The following is a 23,107-nucleotide window of genomic DNA, read 5'->3' as shown; positions in this document are numbered from 1 at the left end:
TTCTCAGTCAGAAATGAGTGATTCACTCATTTTAAATTTACTATACCGTCTGGACGGTAATTATGTAAAGTGACAATTGTTATATATAACATCGATTATTTTCATCCTAAATTATTCCTCCTAGCATTCGTCTAACAAAATGATAGATAACGAACAATGTGTAGTTTATAATGAAATCATGTTGTTTATATTAAAATTATATCGTTTTTGCTACATAATTCAATTTACATTTAAGACATAAATGTACGATAAGGAACAAAAGGATGAAATCTGTTGTTTATAATGACAATAACGAACAAGGAGATATAAGATGTTGAAAAAAACGGATCTGCGGATTATTCGGACAAAGAAATTTATATATGATGCTTTTATCAAACTGATAGCGGAAAAGGGATACGATGCTATTACCATTCAAGACATCACAGATGAGGCACTCATTAATCGGGCAACATTTTACTCGCATTACAGGGATAAACAAGATTTGTTAACAAAGCTTAGTGAGGAAGCACTAGGAGAGTTGACAAGTAAGATGGTCCTATATGCCCATGTGCAGGGACATCAAATAGATCTTTCGAAATTCGAGGAAATTTTACAATCCATATTTGAGTGTATAGTAAAACATGCAGACTTTTATAAAACCATGCTTGGGCCTAATGGCATTCATGATTTTAACCTACAAATGCAGCAGACTATTATGGATAACCTTGAACAAAATTTCATTGAGCTTAAAATTGAAGACCATGACTTAGATATTCCAAAGGATATGGTATTGCATTTCATCACTTCCTGTGTTGTTGGGATAGCAATTTGGTGGCTTCAAAATGACATGAAATATTCACCGAAATATACTGCACAACAATTAGTGAAGCTTATTACTAAAGGACCCTTGTGTGCAGTTGGTTTTACTTTATTTAATGAGGGCTAGAGTTTTGTTTCATCATTTTTCTCCTTATTTTATTTAGTGTAAGGAAAAAATCAGTAATAAAAAAGCCTTCTTTTAGGCTTTAAATTTGATATTTCAAAAAGTTATTTTGCGGTCTATGACAGCAATCCTGTCACTCCCCCTCCCGATGTGGGCTACGTCCCCTAACCAAAATAAATATGCTTTCCTTAATCATATAATAACGTCTTGTTATGGAGTATATTATATATGAAAAAAGAGGATATATGTCCTATATTAGACATAGTATCCTCTTTAAATTATAGTCTGTTTAAAGTACCTTGAGTCACCTTTTTTATTTACTAAGAAATTGCAATAAATCTTCATACGTTTTCTCAGCATCTTTAAATCCTTGCTCGTACAAGCGTTGTAATTTTTCTGGATTCTTCTCCATACGATCCACTTCTAATTGATCTGTCGGACGAATAACGAATATGTTCCCAGCTGCTTCTTCTTTTTCAATATAATGAAGTGTCTCATTATATACTTCATAACGAGCTAGCATTGTGTTTACTAAATTAGGATATTTTTTATAAGCTTTCGCTGCAACCCATCCAAATTTTGATTTTTTCTTCGTATAGCCTTTATTTCTTGTCAAAATAACAACTGATTTTTGATAACCATCTACCTGTGCCTTTCGAACAGGAATTGGATCTGAAATTCCACCATCCAATAACTTTTTCCCACCGAATTCTACAACAGGTGCCACAAATGGCAATGAACTTGATGCCTGTAACAATGTTAATGCTTCTTCTTGTGTACGGCCTTTTTCAAAATAAACAGGCTGTCCAGTTTCACAATCTGTCGCTCCTACAAGGAAAGATTGCTCATTATTGAAATATGTTTCAAAATCAAATGGAACATGCTGCGTTGGGATTTCACGAAAAATAAAATCCATATCAAAGAGCTGTCGCTTTTTCCAAAGGTTTTTATACGATAAATATCTTGGATGTGTCACATATTCAATGTTTACTGTTTTATTTCTTTCTTTTTGTCTTGAAAGATACGACGCTGCATTACATGCACCTGCCGATACGCCTATCACATATGGAAAATATAAATCGCTTTCCATAAAGTACTCCAATACACCTGCTGTATATACGCCGCGCATACCGCCGCCTTCTAATACTAAACCTGTATTTTCAAGCATCGTTCTCTCTCCTCGTTCTATATATGCTTCTTAATTATTCACATTGTTAAATATCTCTTTCTATTATATATAAAATTTTTAAGAAACCATATTCAGACGACTTATAAAATGGAAAAAATCGTATTCATATACATGAATACGATTCGAGTATGCCCTATATCCGTTGATCTGCTACAATATGAATATCAATATTCTTCGTCTGTCTCATAATTTCATTTACAATTGAACCTTTTCGAATCTCTTCCCATCTTGTTCTTGCCGATTGTCCAAGCAAAATTTGCGTTACCTGTAATTGTTTTGCAACTTGAATAATCGTATCAGCTGGCTTACTCCCTTTTGATTCCTCTAATAAAAAAGTTGCATCAAATTGACTAGTTAAAGCTTTCCATTCTTCGATAATTTGCTTCTTTGCTTCTGATAGAGATTCAATATTTTCTCTTTCTACATTTAAAACATACAACTCAGCATTTAAGCGGTTTGCCATGCGCCATCCTCGGCGAATCAATTTTTCTGCCGTGGAACTGTACTGAACACAAACGAGAATTTTTTCTTTCACTCCAATTGGTTCTTCAGTAAATTGGCTGATTTTCTCATCCATATCATCTGCAACTTCTCGAAGTGATAATTCACGAAGTGCACCTAAATTATTAAGCGTAAAAAAATGATTTAAGCTGCGTTGAATTTTTTCTTCTTTATATATCTTTCCATCCATCAATCGTTTTCTCAGTACTTCCGGTGTTACATCAACAAGCTGAATTTCATTTGCCTTTTGCAAAATGAAATCGGGAATACGCTCTCTTACTTTAACCCCTGTAATTTGTTCTACAATATCGTGAACACTCTCCAAATGTTGAATATTAAATGCAGATAAAACATCAATACCAGCATCCAATAATTCTTCCACATCCTTATAGCGTTTTTTATGTTTAGAACCTGGAATATTTGTATGAGCCAATTCATCAACAATAACAACTTCCGGTGCCCTTTTTATAATTGCTTCTACATTAAGCTCGTGAAACACTTTTCCTTTATAATCAATTTCTTTTAAAGGAACAGCTTCTAAATCAGCGATCGCATCGTCTGTTTCTTTTCGCCCATGTGTTTCAATCAAACCAATGACAATATCAATGCCTTCCTTTCGCATCTCTCTAGCATCAAAAAGCATTTTATAACTTTTTCCGACTCCAGGAGCCGCTCCGACATAAAGTTTTAATTTCCCTCGGTTCTGTTGACGAATATATTCTAAATACTCTTCTGGTGTACGCCTTTGGAACGTTGGCTTATAATCATCTGCATACATCACAAATCCCCCCTATCCCTACCAAACAACGCTACCTCAATCTAAGTGATTGAGGTAGCATCGTTATTATCCCGCATTAACGGGCAGGAACACCCCCACCTCGAGATTCAGAGAAAAGCGAAGAAGATAGGNNTAAAAGCCCGATTGGTTCAACTAACCATCAGCGGGGGGATGAAGCCCCCCACTGATGGAAGTTTCACTTTATTTCATCATTTTTTGTAATTCTAAATTTAACTTCAACACATTGACACGATCTTCGCCGAATAGTCCGAGTGCTTTCCCTTCTGTTTGAGATTCAATAAGTTTATTAATTTTTTCTTTCGGAATATTCGTCATCTTAGAGATACGATCTACTTGTGCGTAAGCCGCTTGTGGACTAATATCAGGATCTAATCCTGAACCTGAATTCGTTACTAAATCCATCGGAACCTCCGAAACAGGAACTGTTGGATTTTCCTTCTTCCAAGTTTCTACACTCTCTTCTACACGTTTTAATAAATCTGGATTAGATGGTGCATAGTTATTAGATCCAGATGCTTCTGCTTTATATTCTATACTAGACACACGTCCGTGGAAATAACATGGATCTGTAAAATTTTGACCAATTAATTCTGAACCAATTACCTCATTTTTTTCATTATATATAAGACTTCCGTCTGCATTATCTTTCATAACCGCTTGTGCAATTCCGGTAACTAGCAATGGATATATGAGCCCGCACACAACAAGAAACGTAAAGGTTATACGAATGACAGGTGAAAGTATCTTTTGTTTTTCAAACATTTTCATTTCCCCTTTTCCTTAAATGAACAATCCTACAATCATGTCAATCAGCTTAATACCAACGAATGGTACAATCATTCCCCCAAGTCCATAAATAAGTAAATTACGTCCTAACAATGCATTAGAGCTCATCGGTTTATAAGCAATCCCCTTCATTGCTAGCGGAATAAGCAGCGGGATAATAATCGCGTTAAAAATAAGCGCTGATAAAATCGCTGATAACGGTGAATGTAATTTCATAACATTCAAAGCTTCCATTTGTGGAATTGCCAAAGTAAACATCGCTGGAATAATGGCAAAGTATTTGGCAATATCATTGGCGATACTAAATGTTGTTAATGCACCGCGTGTCATTAATAGCTGCTTACCGATTCCTACAACTTCAATAATTTTCGTTGGGTTTGAATCTAAGTCAATCATATTTGCTGCTTCTTTTGCTGCTGCGGTACCGCTATTCATCGCAAGTCCAACATCCGCTTGCGCTAAAGCCGGTGCATCATTTGTACCATCACCTGTCATCGCAACAAGTTTCCCTTTTTCTTGCTCTGCTTTAATGACCGCAATTTTATCTTCTGGTTTACATTCCGCTACAAACTCATCCACACCTGCTTCTTTCGCAATTGTTGCGGCAGTCAGCGGATTATCACCTGTACACATCACTGTTTTAATTCCCATTTGACGAAGCTGCTCAAATCGTTCACGCATACCTGGTTTTACAGTATCTTTTAAATAAATTAATCCGTAAATACGATTATCAGCTGCAACTGCAAGTGGTGTACCACCTTCTTTTGCAATTAAATCGGCTTTTTGATTTAAGTCTTTCGGAACTGTACCGCCTTGCGATTGTACCCATTCAAGTACAGCACCAACTGCACCTTTTCTTACCTTTGTACCATCTACTAGGTCAACACCGCTCATTCGTGTCTCGGCTCTAAATGGAACAAACTCACCTTGCTCTGCAAGTGTACCGTTATAAGAGAATGCTTTTGATTGTACGTATTCAATAACAGAACGTCCTTCTGGCGTCTCATCTAACACAGAGCTAAGCGCTGCCCATTTTGCAACTTGTTCAATTGTTTCATTTCCTACTGGTAAAAGCGTATGTGCCATACGATTACCGAATGTAATTGTACCTGTTTTATCTAAAATAATTGTGTTAATATCACCAGCTGCTTCAACTGCTTTACCACTCATTGCTAAAACGTTAAACTTCGTTACACGGTCCATACCTGCAATCCCAATTGCGGATAACAAACCACCAATTGTTGTTGGAATTAAACAAACAAGAAGCGCAACAAGGATGGACATATCAATTTGAAAACCAAGATAATTTGTAAAGATTGGTAATGTAACAACAACGATTAAGAAAATAAGTGTTAAACTCGTTAATACAGTGTTTAGAGCAATTTCATTTGGTGTTTTTTGACGAGATGCTCCTTCTACTAAAGAAATCATTTTATCTAAGAAAGATTCACCAGGATTACTCGTAATTTGAATTGTAATTTCATCACTAACAACAATCGTACCGCCTGTAACCGAGCAAAAATCACCACCAGCCTCTTTCATAACTGGTGCAGATTCCCCTGTAATAGCTGATTCGTCAACAGACGCTAAGCCGCGAATAACTTCCCCATCACTTGGAATCATTTCCCCTTGCTTTACAATAACAATATCGCCTTTTCTCAGTTCAGTTGCTGAGACTTGAACAACATCTCCATTTTCTTTTATTACATTTGCAAATACATCTTTTTTAGATTGTTTTAATGAATCAGCTTGCGCTTTTCCACGCCCTTCTGCCAATGCTTCTGCAAAGTTAGCAAACAAGACAGTGAATAATAGAATAAGAGAAACCGTTATATTGAACCATCCTGGGATATTACTAGATACATTAGGTAGAAATGATAAAATTAACGTTAGGAAAAAACCAATTTCCACCACGAACATAATAGGATTTTTCACCATAACTCGCGGGTTCAATTTTGCAAACGCTTCTTTTATAGCATGTGTAATAATGTCACGATCCATTGTTTTTTCTTGGCTTACTTCATTTTCTGCGCCCGTTTTTGAAGATGCAATTGATTGATTAGGTTGTTTATCTTTTACCACTACAGGTTCCATCATTTACCCTCCATTACTTCAATGTAAGAAATTCTGCGATTGGTCCTAACACTAACATTGGGAAGAACGTCAATGCCCCGACAATCACGATTGTTCCAATGAAAATGCCACCAAATAAACTATTATCTGTACGGAATGTTCCGATTGTTTCTGGTACTACTGTTTTCTCTTTTAATGAAGCTGCTACAGCCAACATTGTAATTAAGCTGAAATAACGTCCCAAGAACATCACTACACCAGTTGTAATATTCCAAAACGCTGTGTTGTCTCCTAAACCTTCAAAACCTGAGCCATTATTCGCAGCCGAGGAAGTATATTCATATACAACTTGTGTCAACCCATGGAACCCAGAATTTGAAATCGCATCTGTTCCTAAATGAGTTGAAAAAGCCAACGCTGAAAATCCTAAAATAAGTAAAGGTTGAAATAGTATTGTTACCGCAATCAATTTCATTTCCTTACCTTCAATCTTTTTCCCTAAAAATTCTGGTGTACGTCCCACCATTAATCCCGATATAAAGACTGCGATCATTGCGTACATAATGATATTGACAAAACCCGCGCCAACTCCGCCAAACACTGTATTTAACATCATATTTACAAGTGGTACTACTCCACCAATTGGTGTTAACGTATCGTGCATTGTATCAACAGCACCTGTTTCCGCTGCAGTTGTTACAGTAGCATACAGTGAAGAAAAGACTGTTCCAAATCGAACTTCTTTCCCTTCCATACTGCCTTGATCATGCTGCATACCTATTTGGTTTAACGCTGGATTTCCATGTAATTCTGCCATCACGATTGTTGCAAATCCCATTAAAAATACGATGAATAAAGAAGCGAAAAGAACACGTCCTTGTTTTTTATTCCCAACCATTCTTCCATACGTAAATGGTAAAGCTGTTGGCAACAGCATCATCAGCATCATTTGTAAAATGTTACTTATTTGACTCGGATTTTCAAATGGATGCGTCGAATTTGCCCCAAAAAATCCTCCGCCATTGTTCCCTAATTCCTTAATAGAAACGAAAGAAGCAACTGGACCGCGTGATATGGTTTGTTTTGCCCCTTCAATTGTATGAGCTGTAACTGCTCCGTCCAACGTTTGTGGTACACCGAGAGCAACGAAGACCAACGCTGTCACAAACGCAATCGGAAGAAAAACCCTTGTTAAAGCACGTATAAAATCTACGAAGAAGTTCCCAAGTTCCTTACCTGCTAATCCTCTTATAAAAGCCATTACAAGCGCTAATGTTGTTGCTGGTGCTGTAAACATTAAAAACGTAATTGCAATTAATTGTGATAAGTACGATAAACCATTTTCACCGCTATAATGCTGTAAATTTGTATCTGTCATAAAACTAATAGCTGTATTAAAAGCAAGGGTAGGCTCCATCCCTTTAACATGAGTTGGATTTAATGGCAGCACTCCCTGTAATCGAAATATGAAATATACAACAACAATCATGAAAGCATTGAGAGCAACTAATGATAGTGCATATTGCTTCCAACTCTGGTTATAAGGCTTAATACCTGAAATTTTGAAAATGATTTTTTCAACAGGGCCAAATACTTTATCCAATTTACGATTGCCTTGGAACGCCTTCTCTAAATAAATCCCCATTGGTTTTGCAACAAGAACAAATAATATCATTGTGATCAAAACTGCAATCCAAACCATAATAAATACTTCCCCCTAATTAAAACTTTTCTGGATTTAATAACGCATAAACTAAGTACACAGTAAGTGCGGCAACAATAATAGATACTGCAATAATCATTCCTTTTTCCCTTCCTTCACAACATTATCCGACCATCTTGCAAGACCAACCATTGATCCAACTAACACGATTAAAATCCCTATCATAGCGATATCTAACATTCTTTATCCCTCACTAAATGTAAAATTTTACCATCAAGAGCATAAAAAAGAACACTGAGGATCTACTCAGTGTTCAAAAATGAACAACACAAAAGTAAACCTCCTCTCCAAACGCTTACGAGGTTAGCTGTCGGATTCGGGCCTAAAGAGTAGCCCTACTTTCGTCATGAAAGATTCACCCCAAGTGACAATGCACAAAATTGGTTCCCCCGCTCCATTTCTGGACTCAGCGATATCAGGTTGTTTTTTGGAAATTTTATGAACAATTTATGAAAGTAAATATACTCCTCTAAATTTCACTTGTAAAGAGGTGAAATAGCTAAAATATGAAAATATAACACCTGTTAAACGCTTACATTAATGGGAAATACTCTTTTATCATCTTTTTTCTTTTGTTTTCTTCTTTTTTCGTAAAATAGACGTTCTTTTGCAAATTTAAAACAAAAAGGTTATCTCAATACATGAGATAACCTTCTAAACACTTAATCTAAATCATGAAAAAAAGAACGTAAATTACGACCTCTAACATATACTTGCACTAATTCCGTATGTTGTTTCTCATATTCGATAATGTCTTGCTCTAAATATAAACAAATATCTTCTGGTGGAATAATTACAGATGGCTTCGGAAAGAGTGGATCATACTCAACTAACTCATGTACTCGTTCTAACGATAGAGCCCAGCGCGTTGCTAAATCACGACAAAGGAATATTTTCATATTCGTTTCCTCCGCTCCTACTCTAAAATCAAAAACGAAATGTTATCACAAGTTGTAAACACCAGTAATTTAACTCCTATCGTTCCATAGAGGCGCTTTGGATATTGTTTATTTCGCGTGACAACCGTAATAGGTGCATGAAAAGAAAAGCGAATACGCTCCGCAAAAAAACTAATTGTGGATAATTCATCTCCTAGTAAAATTACTTTTTTTATTCCTCTGCATATTTTTACAATCATCTTTGATTCATTTGGACAACAATATGCTTGCTGAAATCCACATGCTTTCACTTCATTAACCATATGCTCATTCTCTGTGAAAATGATTATTTTACTTTGTAAAAGCGCTAAATTTTGTAAACTCTTAATTTTTTCCGCTTCTCCTACACAAATGAGTGTGTACTCTTTGTCCTCATCCATGTATTTCATCCTCCCCCGCATAAAAGAATTTTAAATTATATTATTAAAATTCTTTTATACTAGTCGGACCGATGAATTGATGTATTCATTTGCATCATCCTCTCTCAATACGCTTACGGAGTTAGCTGTCGGATTCGGACTTTGAGAGTAGCCCTACTTTCTCTAAGAAAGATTCACCCCTAGTGACAATGCACAATACACAATTGGTTCCTCCGCTCCAGACTCTGGATTTAGCGTTCTAGAAAAATAGATTCTGGCTGATATAGTACTCCTAATTTTGGAAAAAGTAAACAAGAAAAAAGCCAGTTTTTTCAACTGGCCTTTTCAGAAAAATACATATTTATACATTTATACTTCTACGTCTATAAGCAAAATGATTCGTTGGTCCATGCCCGCTACCAATATTAAGCTCGTCTTCAATTGCTATACTAATAAAACACTTTGCTTCACGAACTGCTTCTTCAATTTCATAACCTTTTGCTAATCCTGCCGTTACAGCTGCGGCAAACGTACATCCGCTTCCATGTGTTTGTGTGGAATCAATACGTTCGCTTTTGTACTCAACAAATGCCTTGCCATCAAATAATAAATCTATTACTTCATTTCCTTGATATGCCGCGTGTCCGCCTTTCATGACAACAAACTTCGCGCCTAAATTATGCAGTACTTTCGCAGCTTCTTTACTATCTTCAATCGTATGAATCTTCATTCCTGTTAACACTTCTGCTTCAGGAACATTTGGAGTAATTACCGTTGCAAGCGGCAACAAATATTCTTTTAATGCTGCAACAGCTTCTTGTTGTAATAAAGATGCTCCGCCTTTTGCAATCATAACAGGATCTAGCACAATATTATTCCATGAAAATAATTTAATTTTTTCAGCTACAATTTTAATAATTTCACTACTAAATAACATGCCAAGTTTCACTGCATCTGGCGTTAAATCAGCACCGATAGAATTTAACTGTTCTTGAATACCTTCCACCGGAACAGGATATACTCCTTGTACACCAAGTGTATTTTGTGCAGTAATCGCTGTAATTGCTGTCATTCCGTACACACCGAGCTCTTGAAATGTTTTTAAATCAGCTTGAATACCTGCACCGCCGCCGCTATCAGAACCAGCAATCGTTAATGCTTTATTCACTTTCATTTTACTCACCCTTTTTAACCAAAGTAACGATGATAAATTGTTTTTGCTTCCGCAATATCTTTTGTACCATGTACGAGCACACGGCCATCCTGAAATGCTACTAGCCGTTTATCATCAACAGAAAACGATAATAAATACGGATTAACGGTTAAATCCATTACACGATCTTGTAACAGATTTTTATACATAGAAAGATCGAACTGTTCTTTATATGGGGGACGAATTTGCACTGTATTTCTGCCGCATAAAACAGCTGTCTTAGAAGTATTTTCCTTACTTAAATACGGATAAACTGCTTCCTCTCCGCATGATAGACATTGTTTTTTTCTCAATTTCTGTACATTCATACATGAATATTCATTTTTCCATACATCAAATGAAATGAGTCCATCACGAAGGGCTTCATAATCCTCTACTAAAATCTTTAATGCCTCTGCAATTTGATGCGATACAACGATGGATACAGCAGGTGAAATAATCCCTGCAGTATCACATGTCGCTCCGCCAAGCGGGATAGATTGTAATAAACAAGATAAACACGGTGTCTTTCCTGGTAAAATTGTATAAGAAAGACCGTAACTACCGACGCAGGCTCCATAAATCCATGGCACCGAATGTTTTTGTGATATATCATTTACAATAAAACGGGTCTCAAAATTATCTGTTGCATCGATAATAAGATCTACCCCTGTAACAAACTCTTCTAGTTCTTCTGCTGTTACGTCTTGTACGTAGGCTTCTACAACTACACCGCTATTAATAGCTTGTAAGCGGCGCTTTGCTGCGACCGCTTTGGGTAAATTATTTCGTACATCTTCTTCACAATATAACTGTTGACGCTGCAAATTACTCCAATCAATGTAATCGCGATCAACAATCGTTACTTTGCCAATTCCAGCACGAACAAGCATCTCTGCATTCGCACTTCCAAGTGCTCCTGCACCGATAATTAATACATGCTTTTCTCTTATTTTTTGCTGTCCCTCTTCTCCAATTGGAGAAAACAATACTTGACGGGAATATCGACTATTCAAGAATGCTCATTCCTTCTAACGGGCTACTTGCAGTTGCACAGCGCTTACGTGCAATACGTCCCGCTTCAAAACCTAACCGACCTGCATGAATACTCAGCTTCATTGCCTCTGCCATTTTCACAGGATCTTTCGCTCCAGAAACAGCCGTATTCAGTAAAACACCATCTGCACCTAATTCCATCGCAAACGCTGCGTCAGCTGGACTACCGATACCAGCATCAACAATAACTGGAACAGTTGCTTGCTCAATAATAAAGCTTAAATTCAATGGATTTACAATACCAAGACCAGAACCAATTGGTGATGCTCCTGGCATAACTGCATGGACACCTAATTCTTGTAATTTACGCGCTAACACAACATCATCAGACGTATACGGCAGAACAATAAACCCTTCTTTTAATAGCATTTCGGATGCTTTTAACGTTTCAACTGGATCTGGCAATAACGTTTTATCATCACCGATCACTTCTACTTTAATCATGTCACATAATCCTGATGCTTTTGCTAGTTTCGCAATGCGCACTGCTTCTTCTGCTGTTTTTGCTCCTGCTGTATTTGGAAGAAGTGTATACTTTGTTACGTCAATTTTTTCTAGTAAGTTTGGTTGCTCTGCATTAAAAATATCCATACGACGCACCGCAAACGTTAAAATTTCTGCTTCTGATACTTCAATTGCTTTCTTTTGTACATCAAAATCGGAAAATTTCCCTGTTCCTAATAACAGTCTAGAATTAAAAGTAAATGGCCCAATATTTAACATAATCAACCGCCTCCTACGAATGTTACAATTTCAATTTGATCTCCACCAAAAACAGATGTATCTTGATGATCATCTTTTTGTAAAATGTCTTGATTGCGTTCTACAACAACAATTTTCGTCTCTAATCCTAAATGAGCAAGCAAATCAGCTACCGTCTTAACCTCACTTGGTACCTCTACTTGTCTACCATTAATTTTTAAGTTCAAGCTTTCATCTCCTTACTAAATAGATTGTGAAAGCAATGAATCTAATAAACGATTATCTTGCTTTCCTTCTATAAGATCAGCCATATATTGGCCTGAAATTGGACTTAATAAAATTCCATTTCGATAATGGCCAGTACAAGCGTATAACCCGTTAATTTCTTCATGCATACCAATATACGGCATACTATGATTCGATTGCGGACGTAATCCTGCCCATGCACTTTCCCATTCTGCTTCTTTTAATTCTGGAAGGATACTATAAGCACGCTCTAATATAGAAGTAATACTTTCTGGACGCACAGCTTTGTTATATGTATGAGGTTTCATTGTCGCCCCAATGACATAGCGTCCACCGCGTTTTGGTGCAATATAAAATCGCTCCTGAAAAATAGGGGTTTGTAGCAGTGGCTTACGACTGCGCACCGCAACAACTTCACCTTTAACAGGGTATGTCCCCCACTCACTATGAAAATATTCTAGTAGTTTTGTACTCCACGAACCTCCGGCAATTACTACTTTCTCACATGAGATAGTTCCTTCGGTTGTAAGCAATCCTGTCACGTGATTACCCTCAATTTGAATATCAAACACTTCAGTTTCTTCATATATATCCGTTCCAGATATCGCAGCAGAGTGAGCAAATGCTTTTGTCAACTCAGGTGCAATCACATGGCCATCTTTTGGATGATATACGGCTCCAATAATAGAAGAGGATAAACATGGTTCCTTTTCACGCAGTTCTTCACCTGAGATAAAATGTGATTCTTCTCCTGTTTGTTGCTGCCATTTCATGATATGGAGAAGCCGTACGCTCTCTTCTTCACTTTGAGCAATACGGTAAATTCCTTTTTCTTCATATCCTATATCAATTCCGGTTTTATCACGCAATACACTTGCAAGCTTTGGAAACATCGCGCGGCTTTGCCTACCTAATTCAAACAGCGGATCATATTCATCCCATTCCGCCTGTACACCTAGTAATCCGGCCGCTGCTTTAGAAGCTTCAGAAGCAATCTTTTGTTTTTCAATGATGGCAACTTTATAGCCTCTTTCAGCAAGAAAATGTGCAACTGAACTTCCGATTACACCGCCGCCAACGATGGCAACATCATATATTTTTTTCATGATTCCTCGCCCACTTTCGTATCGTTTCCTTATATAATTTCGCTTGCTCATTCGGTTTTACTGCACTTAAAATTCCGGACATAATTGCAATACCAGTAGCCCCGGTATCAAGTACTTCTGCTGTATTATTAGGAGTAATCCCTCCAATAGCAGTAATTGGGATTGTTAACTGTTTTGCCATTTCTGTAATTTCTTCTAATCCTCTTGGCGGAACTCCTTTTTTGGAGTTTGTTTGAAACAAATGCCCGTACATAAGAGAATCCGCACCGCTTTTAAAAGCAACAATCGCTTCTTCAAGTGAATGAACAGAATAGCCAACATGTAAATAAGAAAATTTTTCTTTGACAGATCTCATATCAGCGCTGCGATAGCCAAGCTGTACACGTCTAATATTTAATAAAATTGCAATATCAATCCGATCATTGATTACAAGCTTAGAAGAGGGAAAGCCCTTATTTAAGAGCTTTTCCACACCTTCATATAACTCTTTCGTACTTTTCTCCCGCTCACGAATGTGCAAATAATCTATTTCACTTTCAATCTCAGTTGCTATATTTGCTAACTCTTCAAACGGCATACGACCATTTGATATGACGTGAAGCTCATCTTTCATATAAATTCGCCTACTTTAAAATGTTCTCAAACAACTCATTTGCAGGAACAATTTCTTTTGCCATCCCTTTTTCTTTCAACCACTTATTTTGTTTTTCCCATGAATCTGCTGTATCTGATAAAAATGGTTCATCTTTCGTTTCCATTTTATCTAATAAAATGTTCATACTTTCTTTTTCAACTTCTGGAATAAGAGGGAAATTTTCTTTTTCTTGATGGTCTAATAAAATGTTTAATGCTTCATCTGGATTTTGCTTCATAAATTCGTAACCTTTTTTCGCCCCGCGTAAAAAAGCTTGCAATGTTTCTTTATCTTTCTTCAATGTTTTATCGCCTGTTACAAATACAAGTTCATGATAATTCGGTACACCGTAATCTGCTGGGTTAAAATATGCTGGGTCAAAACCTTCGTGGCGCAGTACTGGTACTTCATGGTTAATATATGCGCCTGTTACAGCATCTACTTTTTTCGTAGTAAGAGCCGGTACTAAATCAAAGCCAACATCAACTACTTTTACGTTATTTGGATTTCCACCATCTTCTTTAACCATCGTTTTTAAATACTCTTCACTTAACGGTGTTCCTGAATATCCAACTGTTTTTCCTTCCAAATCTTTTGGAGAAGAAATGCCAGCTGATTTTAACGATACGACATGGTTTAAAGGTGAGCGAACAACTGCTCCGATAGACTTCACTGGAATATTTTCATTCGCTCTAGCAATAACAACATCAGGCTGATAATATAATCCGACCGTTACCTTTCCTGCCGCTGCTAACGTTAATGGATCAGTTGGATTTGAAGGGAATTTAATATTTACCTTGATACCTTCTTCTTTAAAATATCCTTTTTCAATTGCTGCATAAATAAAGCTATGCACTGCATTTGGATACCAATCGAGCATTACAGTTACTTCTTTTTCACCTTTTTTCTTTTTTTCACTTTTTTCCTTTTCTGATGCCGAATTGCTAGAACACCCAGCAATCATCGCAATTAATAATGTAAACACAAAAATGCGTTTTAATAATTTCATGCATGCTTCCTCCAACTAATAAACTTCTTCTCTAATATAGAAACAAGTAATACAAAGAAAATAGCAAGTAATGACAATAAAACAATTGGTGCAAACACACCCGCACCATCCATTTGTGTCATCATTCGTTTACTAAAATACCCTAGTCCCGCTTGCGCTCCAAGCCATTCTCCAATTGCTGCCCCGATAACACTGAACGGCAGGGCCACCTTCAAAGCAGAGAAAAAGTATGGAAGTGCGGATGGTAATTTCAATTTTAAGAAAACATCCTTTTTTGTTGCACCATATGTAATCAAAAGCTCTTCCCATTCCTTTTTCGTACTGCGAAGGCCATCATACGTATTCACTGCAATTGGAAAGAACGTAATGAGTACTGTGACAACAACTTTACTCCAAATAGAATAGCCAAACCATAAAACAAATAATGGTGCCAAAGCTGTAATTGGAATCGTTTGTGAAGCAACTAGTAGTGGATAAAATGCTTTCTCAGCAAATGAGCTCATACTCATCACCATTGCTAAACCAACACCTAATACAATGGAAATGATAATACCGATAACTGTAACAGAAAGCGTTGCTGGTAAATGCACCGTAAGCAATATATCCCGTAACTCCCACATTTTTTGAACAATGGCACTTGGGGATGGTAAAATGTACATTTCATCGAGAATCCGTGCTCCTACTTCCCAAACAATAAGAAAAATAGCAGTAACAATAAAAGCTGGAACATAATCTACAATTCTTTTCATACAAGTACCTGCCTTTGTAACAGCCCCATAAGTTCATCTTTTAATGCTAGCATTTCTGGACGATGTAAATCCTTTCGAGATCGTTCTTGTCCAAGAGGTACGACCCGTTCCGTCAATGATGTAATGGGCTGCTCTGTTACGATAAAAATGCGATTGGAAAGATAAAGCGCTTCATCAACATCATGTGTAATAAATAAAATTGTTTTTCGCCAATGTTTCCATTGTTCAAATAGCCATTCTTGCAGAGATGCTTTCGTCAATGCATCAAGTGCACTAAATGGTTCATCTAATAGTAAAAGATCTCCGCCAGTTAACAACGTACGAATAAAAGAGACACGTTGCCGCATTCCGCCTGATAAATCTTTTGGTTGTTTATTTTCATACCCTTGCAGTCCAAACTGCTCCAACAATTCTTGTGCTTTCATTTGTGCTTCTTTTTTCTTCACACCTTGACATTCAAGAGGCAAAGCTGCGTTTTCAATAATTGTTCGCCACGGGAGTAACATATCTTTTTGTGGCATATAACCGACAGGGTGATCGGTTGCTCCTATCACATCAATAGTGCCCTCACTTGCTTTTTCGAGTCCTGTAATGAGCCGAAACAATGTGCTTTTCCCGCAGCCACTTGGCCCAATAATACTAACGAATTCCCCTTCCTGTACTGCAGCATCAAGATTCGTTATAACCTGCTTCTCATCATAATGAAAGGAAACGTTATGAAACTGTAGTATGTTCTTGCTCCTCAAAACCCCACATCTCCTTACGATATGCCATATCCCAGAATAAATATTCAAAACGACTAGAATATAAGAAGATTTCTTCTAAACGATCTAGTTCTTCTTCTGTTTTTCCAATTGCAATTTCATTAAATAACTCAATTAACCATACACAAAGATTTCCGTATTCTTCAGAGCTATACCCTTGAATCCACTCGCCAAAAAATTCATGGTCGCGTGCTCCTGGAATATCATTTAAACGCTTTCCAATCTCCCAATAACTCCACATACACGGAAGCAACGCTGCAATTAATTCAGCAAGTGTACCGTTTTGTGATACAGACATCATATAGTTTGTATATGCTAGATTCATTGCAGACGGCTTTGCTAATTCCATTTCTTCAACAGAAATTCCTAAACGCTTTGCATATTGTTTATGAATCGTCATTTCTCCATTTAAAATCCCATCGATTTGTTCAGCAAACTTCGCCATTACTTTTGGATTTGTTGCTTTTACAACACCAATTGCATATAATTTTGCGTAATCTAACAAATACAAATAATCTTGAACAATATAATATTGAAATCTATCTTTCTCTAACGTTCCATCTCCCATCCCTGTTACAAATGGATGATTATGACTCTTTTCCCAAACAGGCTGCACCTTTTCAAATAATCTTTCACAAAATGTCATCTATATTTCCCCTTCCTATATATATGTATCCAAATAAAAAACCACTTCTATATAAGAAGTGGTTACAGCAAACAAAAGAAAACTTCATTTGTTGTTTCCACTTCCCTACGCTAGTATCACCTAGATCAGGTTATAAGGGTTAAGGTTTCTACCTCTCTCAGCTTACAAGCACCCCTAGTGGTGTTCTATAAAATTTTCAATAAAAAATCCCCGTTTCTATACGCAAAGAAACGGGGACGTTATGTATATCGTCCAAATTGCTTCCCTACGCTAGCATCATCTAGATCAGGTTCAAGGGTCAAAGACTATATGTCTTACTCTCAGCTAGCAACACTAGCCCCCCTAGCATTATATTCATTTAACATAGTCAGTATACCATCGCCATATCTCATCGGCAACTCTTTTGAGTTATAAAGTCAAATTTCCATTGACGGTAATTTTAACCAAAAAATGGTTAGTTAAGTCACTCTATGTCTTACGGGAGTTTTTCATCTTAAAGCCTCTCCCTAAAATATCAACGCTTTGAGCGAGATAAAATATCATTCTATGTATTTTGTAAGTTCAAAAAACGCAAACTTCTTCTATCTATTTCCATAATAGTGATAAATCTGCTATCCTTTTATTATGGGACTTTATAGTATAGGAAAATGTTCATCTATTTTTAATACTACATTTCTATGCGCACAAATCAAGTTTAATATTGTTATATCATAATTTTGAATATAACAATTTATTACATAAGGAGGCCTATAATTATATGAATATGAAAGCCGCAGCAATGACAGCAGCTACTGTAGCAGTTGCTTCTTTACTCCCGTCTATGACAGATTCCACTGTACAAACTGTAGAAGCGCAGCAAAAACCAAAAACGAAAATTGGTTATGTAAAAACGAATACATTACAAGTATATAATAGTCCTAAAACAACAGATTCCGTTATTGAAAACATTGTACGTGACACTCCCGTTACAATTCTTGAAACAACAGACGAATGGTATAAAATTCAAACTCAAAATAAAACTGGCTATGTAAAAAAAGAAGCAATTTCTTTAACAAAACCAAGCAATAGTAAGCAGCAATATATCGTTAATTCAGACGCATTAAACGTTCGCTCTGAACCAAATACGCAATCTGAAATTATTGATGTATTACCAAATGGGAAATTTGTTACTGTCCAAGAAGAAGAAAATGGATGGTATAAAATTATACATAACGGAACAAATGGCTATGTAAAGAAAGAGTTTTTATCTAACGGAACTCAGCCGTTAGTAAAAGGAGTTACGGTACAAGGCGGAAGCTCTTATTATGTTGCTACTCCAGCATTAAAAGTACGCAGCGGTGCAGGAACAAATACGGCTGTTATTGGTTCTTTAAAGAATGGAACACAAGTACAAGTCGTTGGAAAGGTTGGCACATGGTATAAAATTCGCTACGGATCAGGATATGGCTATGTTGGACAACAATATATATTGCAAGGACAACAACAACAACAACAGCAACAAGCTAAACCATCTATTCCAGCTGTATTTAAATATCCAGTTCAAGGGAACGTGAGCTCAACATTTGATGTACGTTGGGGACAGATGCACTATGGCGTAGACTTTGCAGCAACAGGGGATATTCCAATTCAAGCTGCTGCACCTGGCACTGTTGTTAAGTCGTACTATTCTACAAGCTATGGAAATGTTGTATTTGTTGCCCATCATATAAATGGGAATTTATATACAACTGTATATGCTCATATGAACAATCGTGCGGTTAAAAAGGGCGATAACGTAGCAACGGGCCAATTGCTCGGTTATATGGGAAATACAGGACATTCCACTGGTCAACACTTACATTTTGAATTACATAACGGGGAATGGAATTTTGAAAAAACAAATGCAGTAAATCCGCTTCCTTTCCTAGTTAGGTGATGTAAGATGACACGCAATATCCCATTAATTATTGAGTATTTAGCATTTTTCGGTCTCATTTGTTGCTTATTAATTTACAACACAAACATTGTATTTTTAAGCATCGCTATTACGTTCGTTGCTTGTGAAGTGCTGATGGAAGTATTCAAAATTCGTTTAAAACGCCATATTTCACACATATATACTGCACTGTTCATTATAAGTTCTTTACTAACAAACATTATTTATAATGGCCTAAATGCCGCCGCAATTTTCCCTGTATTCTTTATGACTATTCTTCTTATAGTATCTCAATATATATATGTCCCAGAACATCGTAAACATCAATATCAAGAAACATAGAAAGAGGGAAAATGGTGCAACGCTTATCCAAAGCTAGTCTAACAAAATCGTTTTTAGACTTATATGAAAGAATGAATGAATTTTTTGGTATTAAAGAAAATAAAAATGGCCAATTCCTTTTATATGGCATGATTTCTCTCATAATAATTTCTTTTTTTATTTACTATTAAATAAGGATTCCACATAAAGTGGAATCCTTATTTGTATTCTACGCTATTTCTTTTTATTTACTAGACAAAGTATGCTTTCTCAAAGAAATGAACTTTATGTAACCATTAGTTGAAAAAGCATTAAATTAGTGGAAAACTCACTTTATCCGCACGCATATTTTTCATAAATAAAACTTAAGTTATATTTATTTTCTAAGTTCATACGCTGTTCATCGCTACACCAGTAAAATAAAATATCATGTATTGAAGCGTAGCGCTTATTCTTTAAAAATTGCTTAATAAAGGAAGGAAAACAATTTGGTAATTGTATAAATATATAATCACGTAGTAGTTCCTCTTTATACCCTATTCCTTTACATATATACATGAGTTCTTCACAATAATATGCATGTTGTGGAACTTGAATCATCTCGAAAAATGGAACATATGATAATAATTTCCCAATAAAATGCTCATATTTTTTCATAAATTCAAATGACATATATTCCATTATTTCTTTTATAACAAATAAATAATCATCAACATGAGTTGTCTTTAATGGATTAAGATGATCTGATATTTGTGCAATCACCGCATGTTGGCATGCTACAACAGCTCGGCTTGGTTCATAATATGTTAAGAAATCAGTGCATTTTCTATATTTTTTCAATAAATCTAGTGTGTATAAATCATAAATATATGTATTACAATATACTGCTAAATCCATTAGGTTTTCATCTAATTTCTCTCTTGATAATGTCTTTGCTTGTTTACAAAGATATAGAAACATAAATTCCAACATTTCTTTATGCGACAAAAGTGCCTTATACTTTTCAATACACTCTACATTAAATTTAATTCTTTCCCAAATAAAGTAATCATTGCTGTCTAACTCAGCAACTTTTTGTTTTATAATTAAATAATTCCAAGCAACTACTTGTGTAAACACATCCCATGATTCATAATCTAGAGATGTTTGTACGAACTCCTCTAATCCTTCATCAACCATAAAACGATAAGCTTGTTGATACCATCCCACTTCTTGACATAAACGAACAATTCGAACTAAAGTTGGCATTTCATCTTTATGAAACTTTGGTAAATTATGTATTTTTTTCATTCCATATAAAATAAAAGGAATTAAATTTTCTTTCTTATAAAATTCTTTTTCTTTCCAAGCCAGAATAGTTCGTTCTTTTCCTTCTCCTTTTGGACGCTTTGGTATAAGCAAAGAGAGTAAATCCGCAAAATTTTCCGGCTTTTCATACGCATCCGTAACCAAATTCCAATTAGGTTCAGTTTGCATAATCGTCATATAATTCCCCCCCGTTTTCTATATGTATGATCAAATACTTTCATGTTAATAAACCCATTATTATATTAATAATAATATTATTATATTCAAAATAACATATAAGACTTTGTATTTATTAGTATACCATTTTTTTCATATAATACTAGTTGTTAACAATAATTTCAAAAGTAATTTACATAAAGCGAAACTTCCATCAGTGGAGGTTTTCTTCATCTCCTACCTATCTTCTTCGCTTTTTCTAAATCTTGAGGTAGGGGTCTTACTGCCCGCGAATAGCGGGATAAAGTATAACTTTAATCCGTGAGGGCTTTATCCCCCACGGATTATTAGTGAAACCAATCCGGGACATGCTAGCAGTTTACCCCTTACATAATTTGCTTTCTGCTAAATTTTGAGATGGGAGTATTACTGCCCGCGAATAGCGAGATAAAGACTAGCATAAAATATTCTATTCTTTACTTTGTATCCTCTGATATTTCACTTAAGGCAACACCCGCCTGATCATCTGCATATTTAGTTGTTGCTAAATCACCAAGTGATAACATTCCCACAATTTGTCCATGTTCAATTACCGGCAATCTTCTGATTTGGTAACGTGCCATTAACTCTGTCGCTTTTTCAACAGAGTCATCAGGAGACACTGAAACAATTTGTGTTGTCATAACATTTGTAATTTGATTAGAACCTGGATGCTTTTCTGCAATCCCTCTCACAACTAAATCACGATCTGTTACAAGACCAATAACTTGGTCATTCTCTACAACAGGAATCATTCCTATATCTTCTTCTTTCATTTTCACAGCTGCTTCATATACATTATCTAGCGGCGTACAATGTACAATATTCGTGCTCATCAATTCTCGAACGGTTGTCATAAATACCCTCCTTTACACACTTTAGCCTTTCCAATTCTCCTCATTTAAATTCGCGCTTCCTAGAAAGATAAATACAATAAGATACGCTCATTTCTATAAAAACAAAGGAAATTGCTCTTTGCCAACCTCGGAGAATTTTCTAAACAGCACCGGCTAAGGTCACAATTAGACTTTTAGTCACTAGCCATAGAACAAACTAAATGGGGTATTCTTAAATATGACGATCCATCTAAGATCATTAGGATTGAGGAGAGAAAATATTAATTTTATTCATCAGTTTAGCTAAAATAGTCAATTGATGAAATATAATGCACTATATTCTTTCCTAATTATATAAAATAATACAAAATCCTTCATTATTTACAATAAAAAATGAAATATTTCATAACATATTAAAAATAAACTTACTATCAAAATGAGCTATGGGTATTTATATCATCCAGCTACCTTCTTTGACTCCTTTGAGCCTTAAGGTAAATCCGGGAGTAGTAGGATAAACATATTTATATATTTATAAGGAGATTATTAATCAAAGATGTAGAAGGCATAATATATAATATCATTTTCTTCAAATAAAAAAGAGTCAGCATGGTGCTGACTCTTTTTGAAGTGACCCGTACGGGATTCGAACCCGTGTTACCGCCGTGAAAGGGCGGTGTCTTAACCACTTGACCAACGGGCCATGGCTCCGCAGGTAGGACTCGAACCTACGACCGATCGGTTAACAGCCGATAGCTCTACCACTGAGCTACTGCGGAATATGGTGGGCCTAAATGGACTCGAACCATCGACCTCACGCTTATCAGGCGTGCGCTCTAACCAGCTGAGCTATAGGCCCATATTTCTTACAGGGGCAGTAGGAATCGAACCCACACCGGAGGTTTTGGAGACCTCTGTTCTACCTTTAAACTATGCCCCTAAGTGGTGCCGGCTAGAGGACTTGAACCCCCAACCTACTGATTACAAGTCAGTTGCTCTACCAATTGAGCTAAGCCGGCTAGTTTACAAAAAAAAATGGTGGCTCGGGACGGAATCGAACCGCCGACACGAGGATTTTCAGTCCTCTGCTCTACCGACTGAGCTACCGAGCCTTTATGTAAATGGCGGTCCCGACCGG

General features: G+C 36.2%; 24 protein-coding genes, 6 tRNA genes and 4 riboswitches. Of the genes, 3 read left to right on the top strand and 27 right to left on the bottom strand.

Annotation, left to right across the window (positions count from 1 at the left end; genetic code table 11):
- Positions 1 to 310 precede the first annotated feature (310 nt).
- Positions 311 to 925: a TetR/AcrR family transcriptional regulator gene (locus tag CN326_RS08110; protein WP_098308107.1), complete on the top strand. Its 615-nt coding sequence runs from the start codon at positions 311 to 313 to the stop codon at positions 923 to 925.
- 310 nt (positions 926 to 1,235) lie between these two features.
- Here the strand turns inward: CN326_RS08110 and CN326_RS08105 are convergent, their stop codons facing one another.
- The 19 genes from CN326_RS08105 to tenA all read right to left on the bottom strand — a co-directional run bounded on the left by CN326_RS08105 (position 1,236) and on the right by tenA (position 17,394).
- Entirely contained in the window at positions 1,236 to 2,090 is an 855-nt protein-coding gene (locus tag CN326_RS08105) for a patatin-like phospholipase family protein (RefSeq protein WP_098308105.1), read from the bottom strand.
- A 154-nt stretch (positions 2,091 to 2,244) separates the two neighbouring features.
- On the bottom strand, positions 2,245 to 3,390 hold the full coding sequence (kdpDN, locus tag CN326_RS08100; RefSeq protein ID WP_098308103.1) for a KdpD-like non-kinase potassium sensor: 1,146 nt from the start codon (positions 3,388 to 3,390) through the stop codon (positions 2,245 to 2,247).
- Between the two features lie 201 nt (positions 3,391 to 3,591).
- On the bottom strand, positions 3,592 to 4,173 hold the full coding sequence (gene kdpC, locus CN326_RS08095) for a K(+)-transporting ATPase subunit C (RefSeq protein ID WP_098308101.1): 582 nt from the start codon (positions 4,171 to 4,173) through the stop codon (positions 3,592 to 3,594).
- An 18-nt stretch (positions 4,174 to 4,191) separates the two neighbouring features.
- Complete coding sequence (kdpB, locus tag CN326_RS08090) at positions 4,192 to 6,291, bottom strand: potassium-transporting ATPase subunit KdpB (RefSeq protein ID WP_141525003.1); 2,100 nt, start codon at positions 6,289 to 6,291, stop codon at positions 4,192 to 4,194.
- A 13-nt stretch (positions 6,292 to 6,304) separates the two neighbouring features.
- Positions 6,305 to 7,972, bottom strand: a complete 1,668-nt coding sequence (gene kdpA / locus CN326_RS08085; RefSeq protein WP_098308097.1) for a potassium-transporting ATPase subunit KdpA — start codon at positions 7,970 to 7,972, stop codon at positions 6,305 to 6,307.
- A gap of 19 nt (positions 7,973 to 7,991) precedes the next feature.
- Complete coding sequence (kdpF, locus tag CN326_RS08080) at positions 7,992 to 8,072, bottom strand: K(+)-transporting ATPase subunit F (RefSeq protein WP_098308095.1); 81 nt, start codon at positions 8,070 to 8,072, stop codon at positions 7,992 to 7,994.
- Positions 8,069 to 8,173, bottom strand: coding sequence for a hypothetical protein (locus tag CN326_RS08075; RefSeq protein ID WP_098308093.1), 105 nt, complete (start codon positions 8,171 to 8,173; stop codon positions 8,069 to 8,071). Before CN326_RS08075 ends, kdpF begins: the two co-directional genes overlap by 4 nt.
- A gap of 98 nt (positions 8,174 to 8,271) precedes the next feature.
- Positions 8,272 to 8,415: riboswitch (cyclic di-AMP (ydaO/yuaA leader) on the bottom strand.
- Between the two features lie 240 nt (positions 8,416 to 8,655).
- Complete coding sequence (locus CN326_RS08070) at positions 8,656 to 8,892, bottom strand: hypothetical protein (protein ID WP_098308091.1); 237 nt, start codon at positions 8,890 to 8,892, stop codon at positions 8,656 to 8,658.
- Between the two features lie 17 nt (positions 8,893 to 8,909).
- On the bottom strand, positions 8,910 to 9,311 hold the full coding sequence (locus CN326_RS08065) for a hypothetical protein (RefSeq protein WP_098308089.1): 402 nt from the start codon (positions 9,309 to 9,311) through the stop codon (positions 8,910 to 8,912).
- 94 nt (positions 9,312 to 9,405) lie between these two features.
- Positions 9,406 to 9,557: riboswitch (cyclic di-AMP (ydaO/yuaA leader) on the bottom strand.
- 94 nt (positions 9,558 to 9,651) lie between these two features.
- Positions 9,652 to 10,473, bottom strand: coding sequence for a bifunctional hydroxymethylpyrimidine kinase/phosphomethylpyrimidine kinase (thiD, locus tag CN326_RS08060; protein WP_098308087.1), 822 nt, complete (start codon positions 10,471 to 10,473; stop codon positions 9,652 to 9,654).
- 5 nt (positions 10,474 to 10,478) lie between these two features.
- Positions 10,479 to 11,498, bottom strand: a complete 1,020-nt coding sequence (locus CN326_RS08055; RefSeq protein ID WP_098308085.1) for a thiazole biosynthesis adenylyltransferase ThiF — start codon at positions 11,496 to 11,498, stop codon at positions 10,479 to 10,481.
- Positions 11,491 to 12,261 carry a thiazole synthase gene (locus CN326_RS08050; RefSeq protein WP_098308083.1) on the bottom strand — a complete coding sequence of 257 codons (771 nt, stop codon included), beginning with the start codon at positions 12,259 to 12,261 and terminating at the stop codon, positions 11,491 to 11,493. The genes CN326_RS08055 and CN326_RS08050 overlap by 8 nt, the downstream gene beginning before the upstream one ends.
- Positions 12,262 to 12,263: 2 nt before the next feature.
- Positions 12,264 to 12,467 carry a sulfur carrier protein ThiS gene (gene thiS, locus CN326_RS08045; RefSeq protein ID WP_098308081.1) on the bottom strand — a complete coding sequence of 68 codons (204 nt, stop codon included), beginning with the start codon at positions 12,465 to 12,467 and terminating at the stop codon, positions 12,264 to 12,266.
- 15 nt (positions 12,468 to 12,482) lie between these two features.
- Positions 12,483 to 13,592: a glycine oxidase ThiO gene (gene thiO / locus CN326_RS08040; protein WP_098308079.1), complete on the bottom strand. Its 1,110-nt coding sequence runs from the start codon at positions 13,590 to 13,592 to the stop codon at positions 12,483 to 12,485.
- Positions 13,576 to 14,205: a thiazole tautomerase TenI gene (gene tenI / locus CN326_RS08035; protein WP_141525002.1), complete on the bottom strand. Its 630-nt coding sequence runs from the start codon at positions 14,203 to 14,205 to the stop codon at positions 13,576 to 13,578. Before tenI ends, thiO begins: the two co-directional genes overlap by 17 nt.
- Before the next feature lie 10 nt (positions 14,206 to 14,215).
- Positions 14,216 to 15,235 (bottom strand): ABC transporter substrate-binding protein, encoded by a 1,020-nt coding sequence (locus CN326_RS08030; RefSeq protein ID WP_098308075.1) that lies wholly within the window; start codon positions 15,233 to 15,235, stop codon positions 14,216 to 14,218.
- On the bottom strand, positions 15,232 to 15,984 hold the full coding sequence (locus CN326_RS08025) for an ABC transporter permease (RefSeq protein WP_098308073.1): 753 nt from the start codon (positions 15,982 to 15,984) through the stop codon (positions 15,232 to 15,234). The genes CN326_RS08030 and CN326_RS08025 overlap by 4 nt, the downstream gene beginning before the upstream one ends.
- On the bottom strand, positions 15,981 to 16,730 hold the full coding sequence (locus CN326_RS08020) for an ABC transporter ATP-binding protein (protein ID WP_098308071.1): 750 nt from the start codon (positions 16,728 to 16,730) through the stop codon (positions 15,981 to 15,983). Before CN326_RS08020 ends, CN326_RS08025 begins: the two co-directional genes overlap by 4 nt.
- The gene (tenA, locus tag CN326_RS08015) at positions 16,699 to 17,394 is read right to left on the bottom strand and encodes a thiaminase II (protein WP_098308069.1); all 696 of its coding nucleotides are present in this window, start codon (positions 17,392 to 17,394) and stop codon (positions 16,699 to 16,701) included. The genes CN326_RS08020 and tenA overlap by 32 nt, the downstream gene beginning before the upstream one ends.
- Positions 17,395 to 17,479: 85 nt before the next feature.
- Positions 17,480 to 17,580: riboswitch (TPP riboswitch) on the bottom strand.
- Positions 17,581 to 17,639: 59 nt separating this feature from the next.
- Positions 17,640 to 17,748: riboswitch (TPP riboswitch) on the bottom strand.
- Between the two features lie 403 nt (positions 17,749 to 18,151).
- Between tenA and CN326_RS08010 the strand changes: the two genes are divergently transcribed.
- Both CN326_RS08010 and CN326_RS08005 read left to right on the top strand, forming a co-directional pair.
- Entirely contained in the window at positions 18,152 to 19,309 is a 1,158-nt protein-coding gene (locus CN326_RS08010) for an SH3 domain-containing protein (protein ID WP_098308067.1), read from the top strand.
- A gap of 6 nt (positions 19,310 to 19,315) precedes the next feature.
- The gene (locus CN326_RS08005; RefSeq protein ID WP_098308065.1) at positions 19,316 to 19,651 is read left to right on the top strand and encodes a hypothetical protein; all 336 of its coding nucleotides are present in this window, start codon (positions 19,316 to 19,318) and stop codon (positions 19,649 to 19,651) included.
- A 312-nt stretch (positions 19,652 to 19,963) separates the two neighbouring features.
- Here CN326_RS08005 and CN326_RS07995 read toward each other — a convergent pair whose 3' ends face one another.
- The 8 genes from CN326_RS07995 to CN326_RS07960 all read right to left on the bottom strand — a co-directional run bounded on the left by CN326_RS07995 (position 19,964) and on the right by CN326_RS07960 (position 23,081).
- Positions 19,964 to 21,115 carry a DUF3965 domain-containing protein gene (locus tag CN326_RS07995; RefSeq protein WP_098308061.1) on the bottom strand — a complete coding sequence of 384 codons (1,152 nt, stop codon included), beginning with the start codon at positions 21,113 to 21,115 and terminating at the stop codon, positions 19,964 to 19,966.
- A gap of 455 nt (positions 21,116 to 21,570) precedes the next feature.
- Positions 21,571 to 21,990, bottom strand: a complete 420-nt coding sequence (locus CN326_RS07990) for a CBS domain-containing protein (protein WP_098308059.1) — start codon at positions 21,988 to 21,990, stop codon at positions 21,571 to 21,573.
- 610 nt (positions 21,991 to 22,600) lie between these two features.
- Positions 22,601 to 22,672 (bottom strand) — tRNA-Glu (locus CN326_RS07985).
- A 1-nt stretch (position 22,673) separates the two neighbouring features.
- Positions 22,674 to 22,748: transfer RNA gene (locus tag CN326_RS07980), tRNA-Asn, on the bottom strand.
- A gap of 3 nt (positions 22,749 to 22,751) precedes the next feature.
- Positions 22,752 to 22,828, bottom strand: a tRNA-Ile gene (locus CN326_RS07975).
- A 10-nt stretch (positions 22,829 to 22,838) separates the two neighbouring features.
- Positions 22,839 to 22,909 (bottom strand) — tRNA-Trp (locus CN326_RS07970).
- 3 nt (positions 22,910 to 22,912) lie between these two features.
- Positions 22,913 to 22,988 (bottom strand) — tRNA-Thr (locus tag CN326_RS07965).
- Between the two features lie 17 nt (positions 22,989 to 23,005).
- A tRNA-Phe gene (locus tag CN326_RS07960) sits at positions 23,006 to 23,081 on the bottom strand.
- Positions 23,082 to 23,107 lie beyond the last annotated feature (26 nt).

Origin of the sequence: Bacillus sp. AFS018417 (assembly GCF_002560985.1) — a bacterium.
In the GTDB taxonomy this organism is placed as follows: Bacteria; Bacillota; Bacilli; order Bacillales; family Bacillaceae_G; genus Bacillus_A; species Bacillus_A rhizoplanae.
Note: the sequence above shows the minus strand (reverse complement) of the source record. Positions and strands in the feature narration are given on the sequence as shown.

Bases quoted from the DNA above. Each gene is read 5' to 3' on its own strand.
- kdpC (WP_098308101.1), bottom strand. From the start codon at position 4,173: ATGTTTGAAAAACAAAAGATACTTTCACCTGTCATTCGTATAACCTTT.
- CN326_RS08075 (WP_098308093.1), bottom strand. From the start codon at position 8,173: ATGTTAGATATCGCTATGATAGGGATTTTAATCGTGTTAGTTGGATCA.
- kdpB (WP_141525003.1), bottom strand. From the start codon at position 6,291: ATGGAACCTGTAGTGGTAAAAGATAAACAACCTAATCAATCAATTGCA.
- tenI (WP_141525002.1), bottom strand. From the start codon at position 14,205: ATGAAAGATGAGCTTCACGTCATATCAAATGGTCGTATGCCGTTTGAA.
- CN326_RS08065 (WP_098308089.1), bottom strand. From the start codon at position 9,311: ATGGATGAGGACAAAGAGTACACACTCATTTGTGTAGGAGAAGCGGAA.
- CN326_RS08025 (WP_098308073.1), bottom strand. From the start codon at position 15,984: ATGAAAAGAATTGTAGATTATGTTCCAGCTTTTATTGTTACTGCTATT.
- CN326_RS08050 (WP_098308083.1), bottom strand. From the start codon at position 12,261: ATGTTAAATATTGGGCCATTTACTTTTAATTCTAGACTGTTATTAGGA.
- CN326_RS07995 (WP_098308061.1), bottom strand. From the start codon at position 21,115: ATGACGATTATGCAAACTGAACCTAATTGGAATTTGGTTACGGATGCG.
- CN326_RS08105 (WP_098308105.1), bottom strand. From the start codon at position 2,090: ATGCTTGAAAATACAGGTTTAGTATTAGAAGGCGGCGGTATGCGCGGC.
- CN326_RS08005 (WP_098308065.1), top strand. From the start codon at position 19,316: ATGACACGCAATATCCCATTAATTATTGAGTATTTAGCATTTTTCGGT.
- CN326_RS07990 (WP_098308059.1), bottom strand. From the start codon at position 21,990: ATGACAACCGTTCGAGAATTGATGAGCACGAATATTGTACATTGTACG.
- CN326_RS08010 (WP_098308067.1), top strand. From the start codon at position 18,152: ATGAATATGAAAGCCGCAGCAATGACAGCAGCTACTGTAGCAGTTGCT.
- CN326_RS08030 (WP_098308075.1), bottom strand. From the start codon at position 15,235: ATGAAATTATTAAAACGCATTTTTGTGTTTACATTATTAATTGCGATG.
- CN326_RS08070 (WP_098308091.1), bottom strand. From the start codon at position 8,892: ATGAAAATATTCCTTTGTCGTGATTTAGCAACGCGCTGGGCTCTATCG.
- kdpA (WP_098308097.1), bottom strand. From the start codon at position 7,972: ATGGTTTGGATTGCAGTTTTGATCACAATGATATTATTTGTTCTTGTT.
- kdpF (WP_098308095.1), bottom strand. From the start codon at position 8,072: ATGATTATTGCAGTATCTATTATTGTTGCCGCACTTACTGTGTACTTA.
- CN326_RS08110 (WP_098308107.1), top strand. From the start codon at position 311: ATGTTGAAAAAAACGGATCTGCGGATTATTCGGACAAAGAAATTTATA.
- tenA (WP_098308069.1), bottom strand. From the start codon at position 17,394: ATGACATTTTGTGAAAGATTATTTGAAAAGGTGCAGCCTGTTTGGGAA.
- kdpDN (WP_098308103.1), bottom strand. From the start codon at position 3,390: ATGTATGCAGATGATTATAAGCCAACGTTCCAAAGGCGTACACCAGAA.
- thiO (WP_098308079.1), bottom strand. From the start codon at position 13,592: ATGAAAAAAATATATGATGTTGCCATCGTTGGCGGCGGTGTAATCGGA.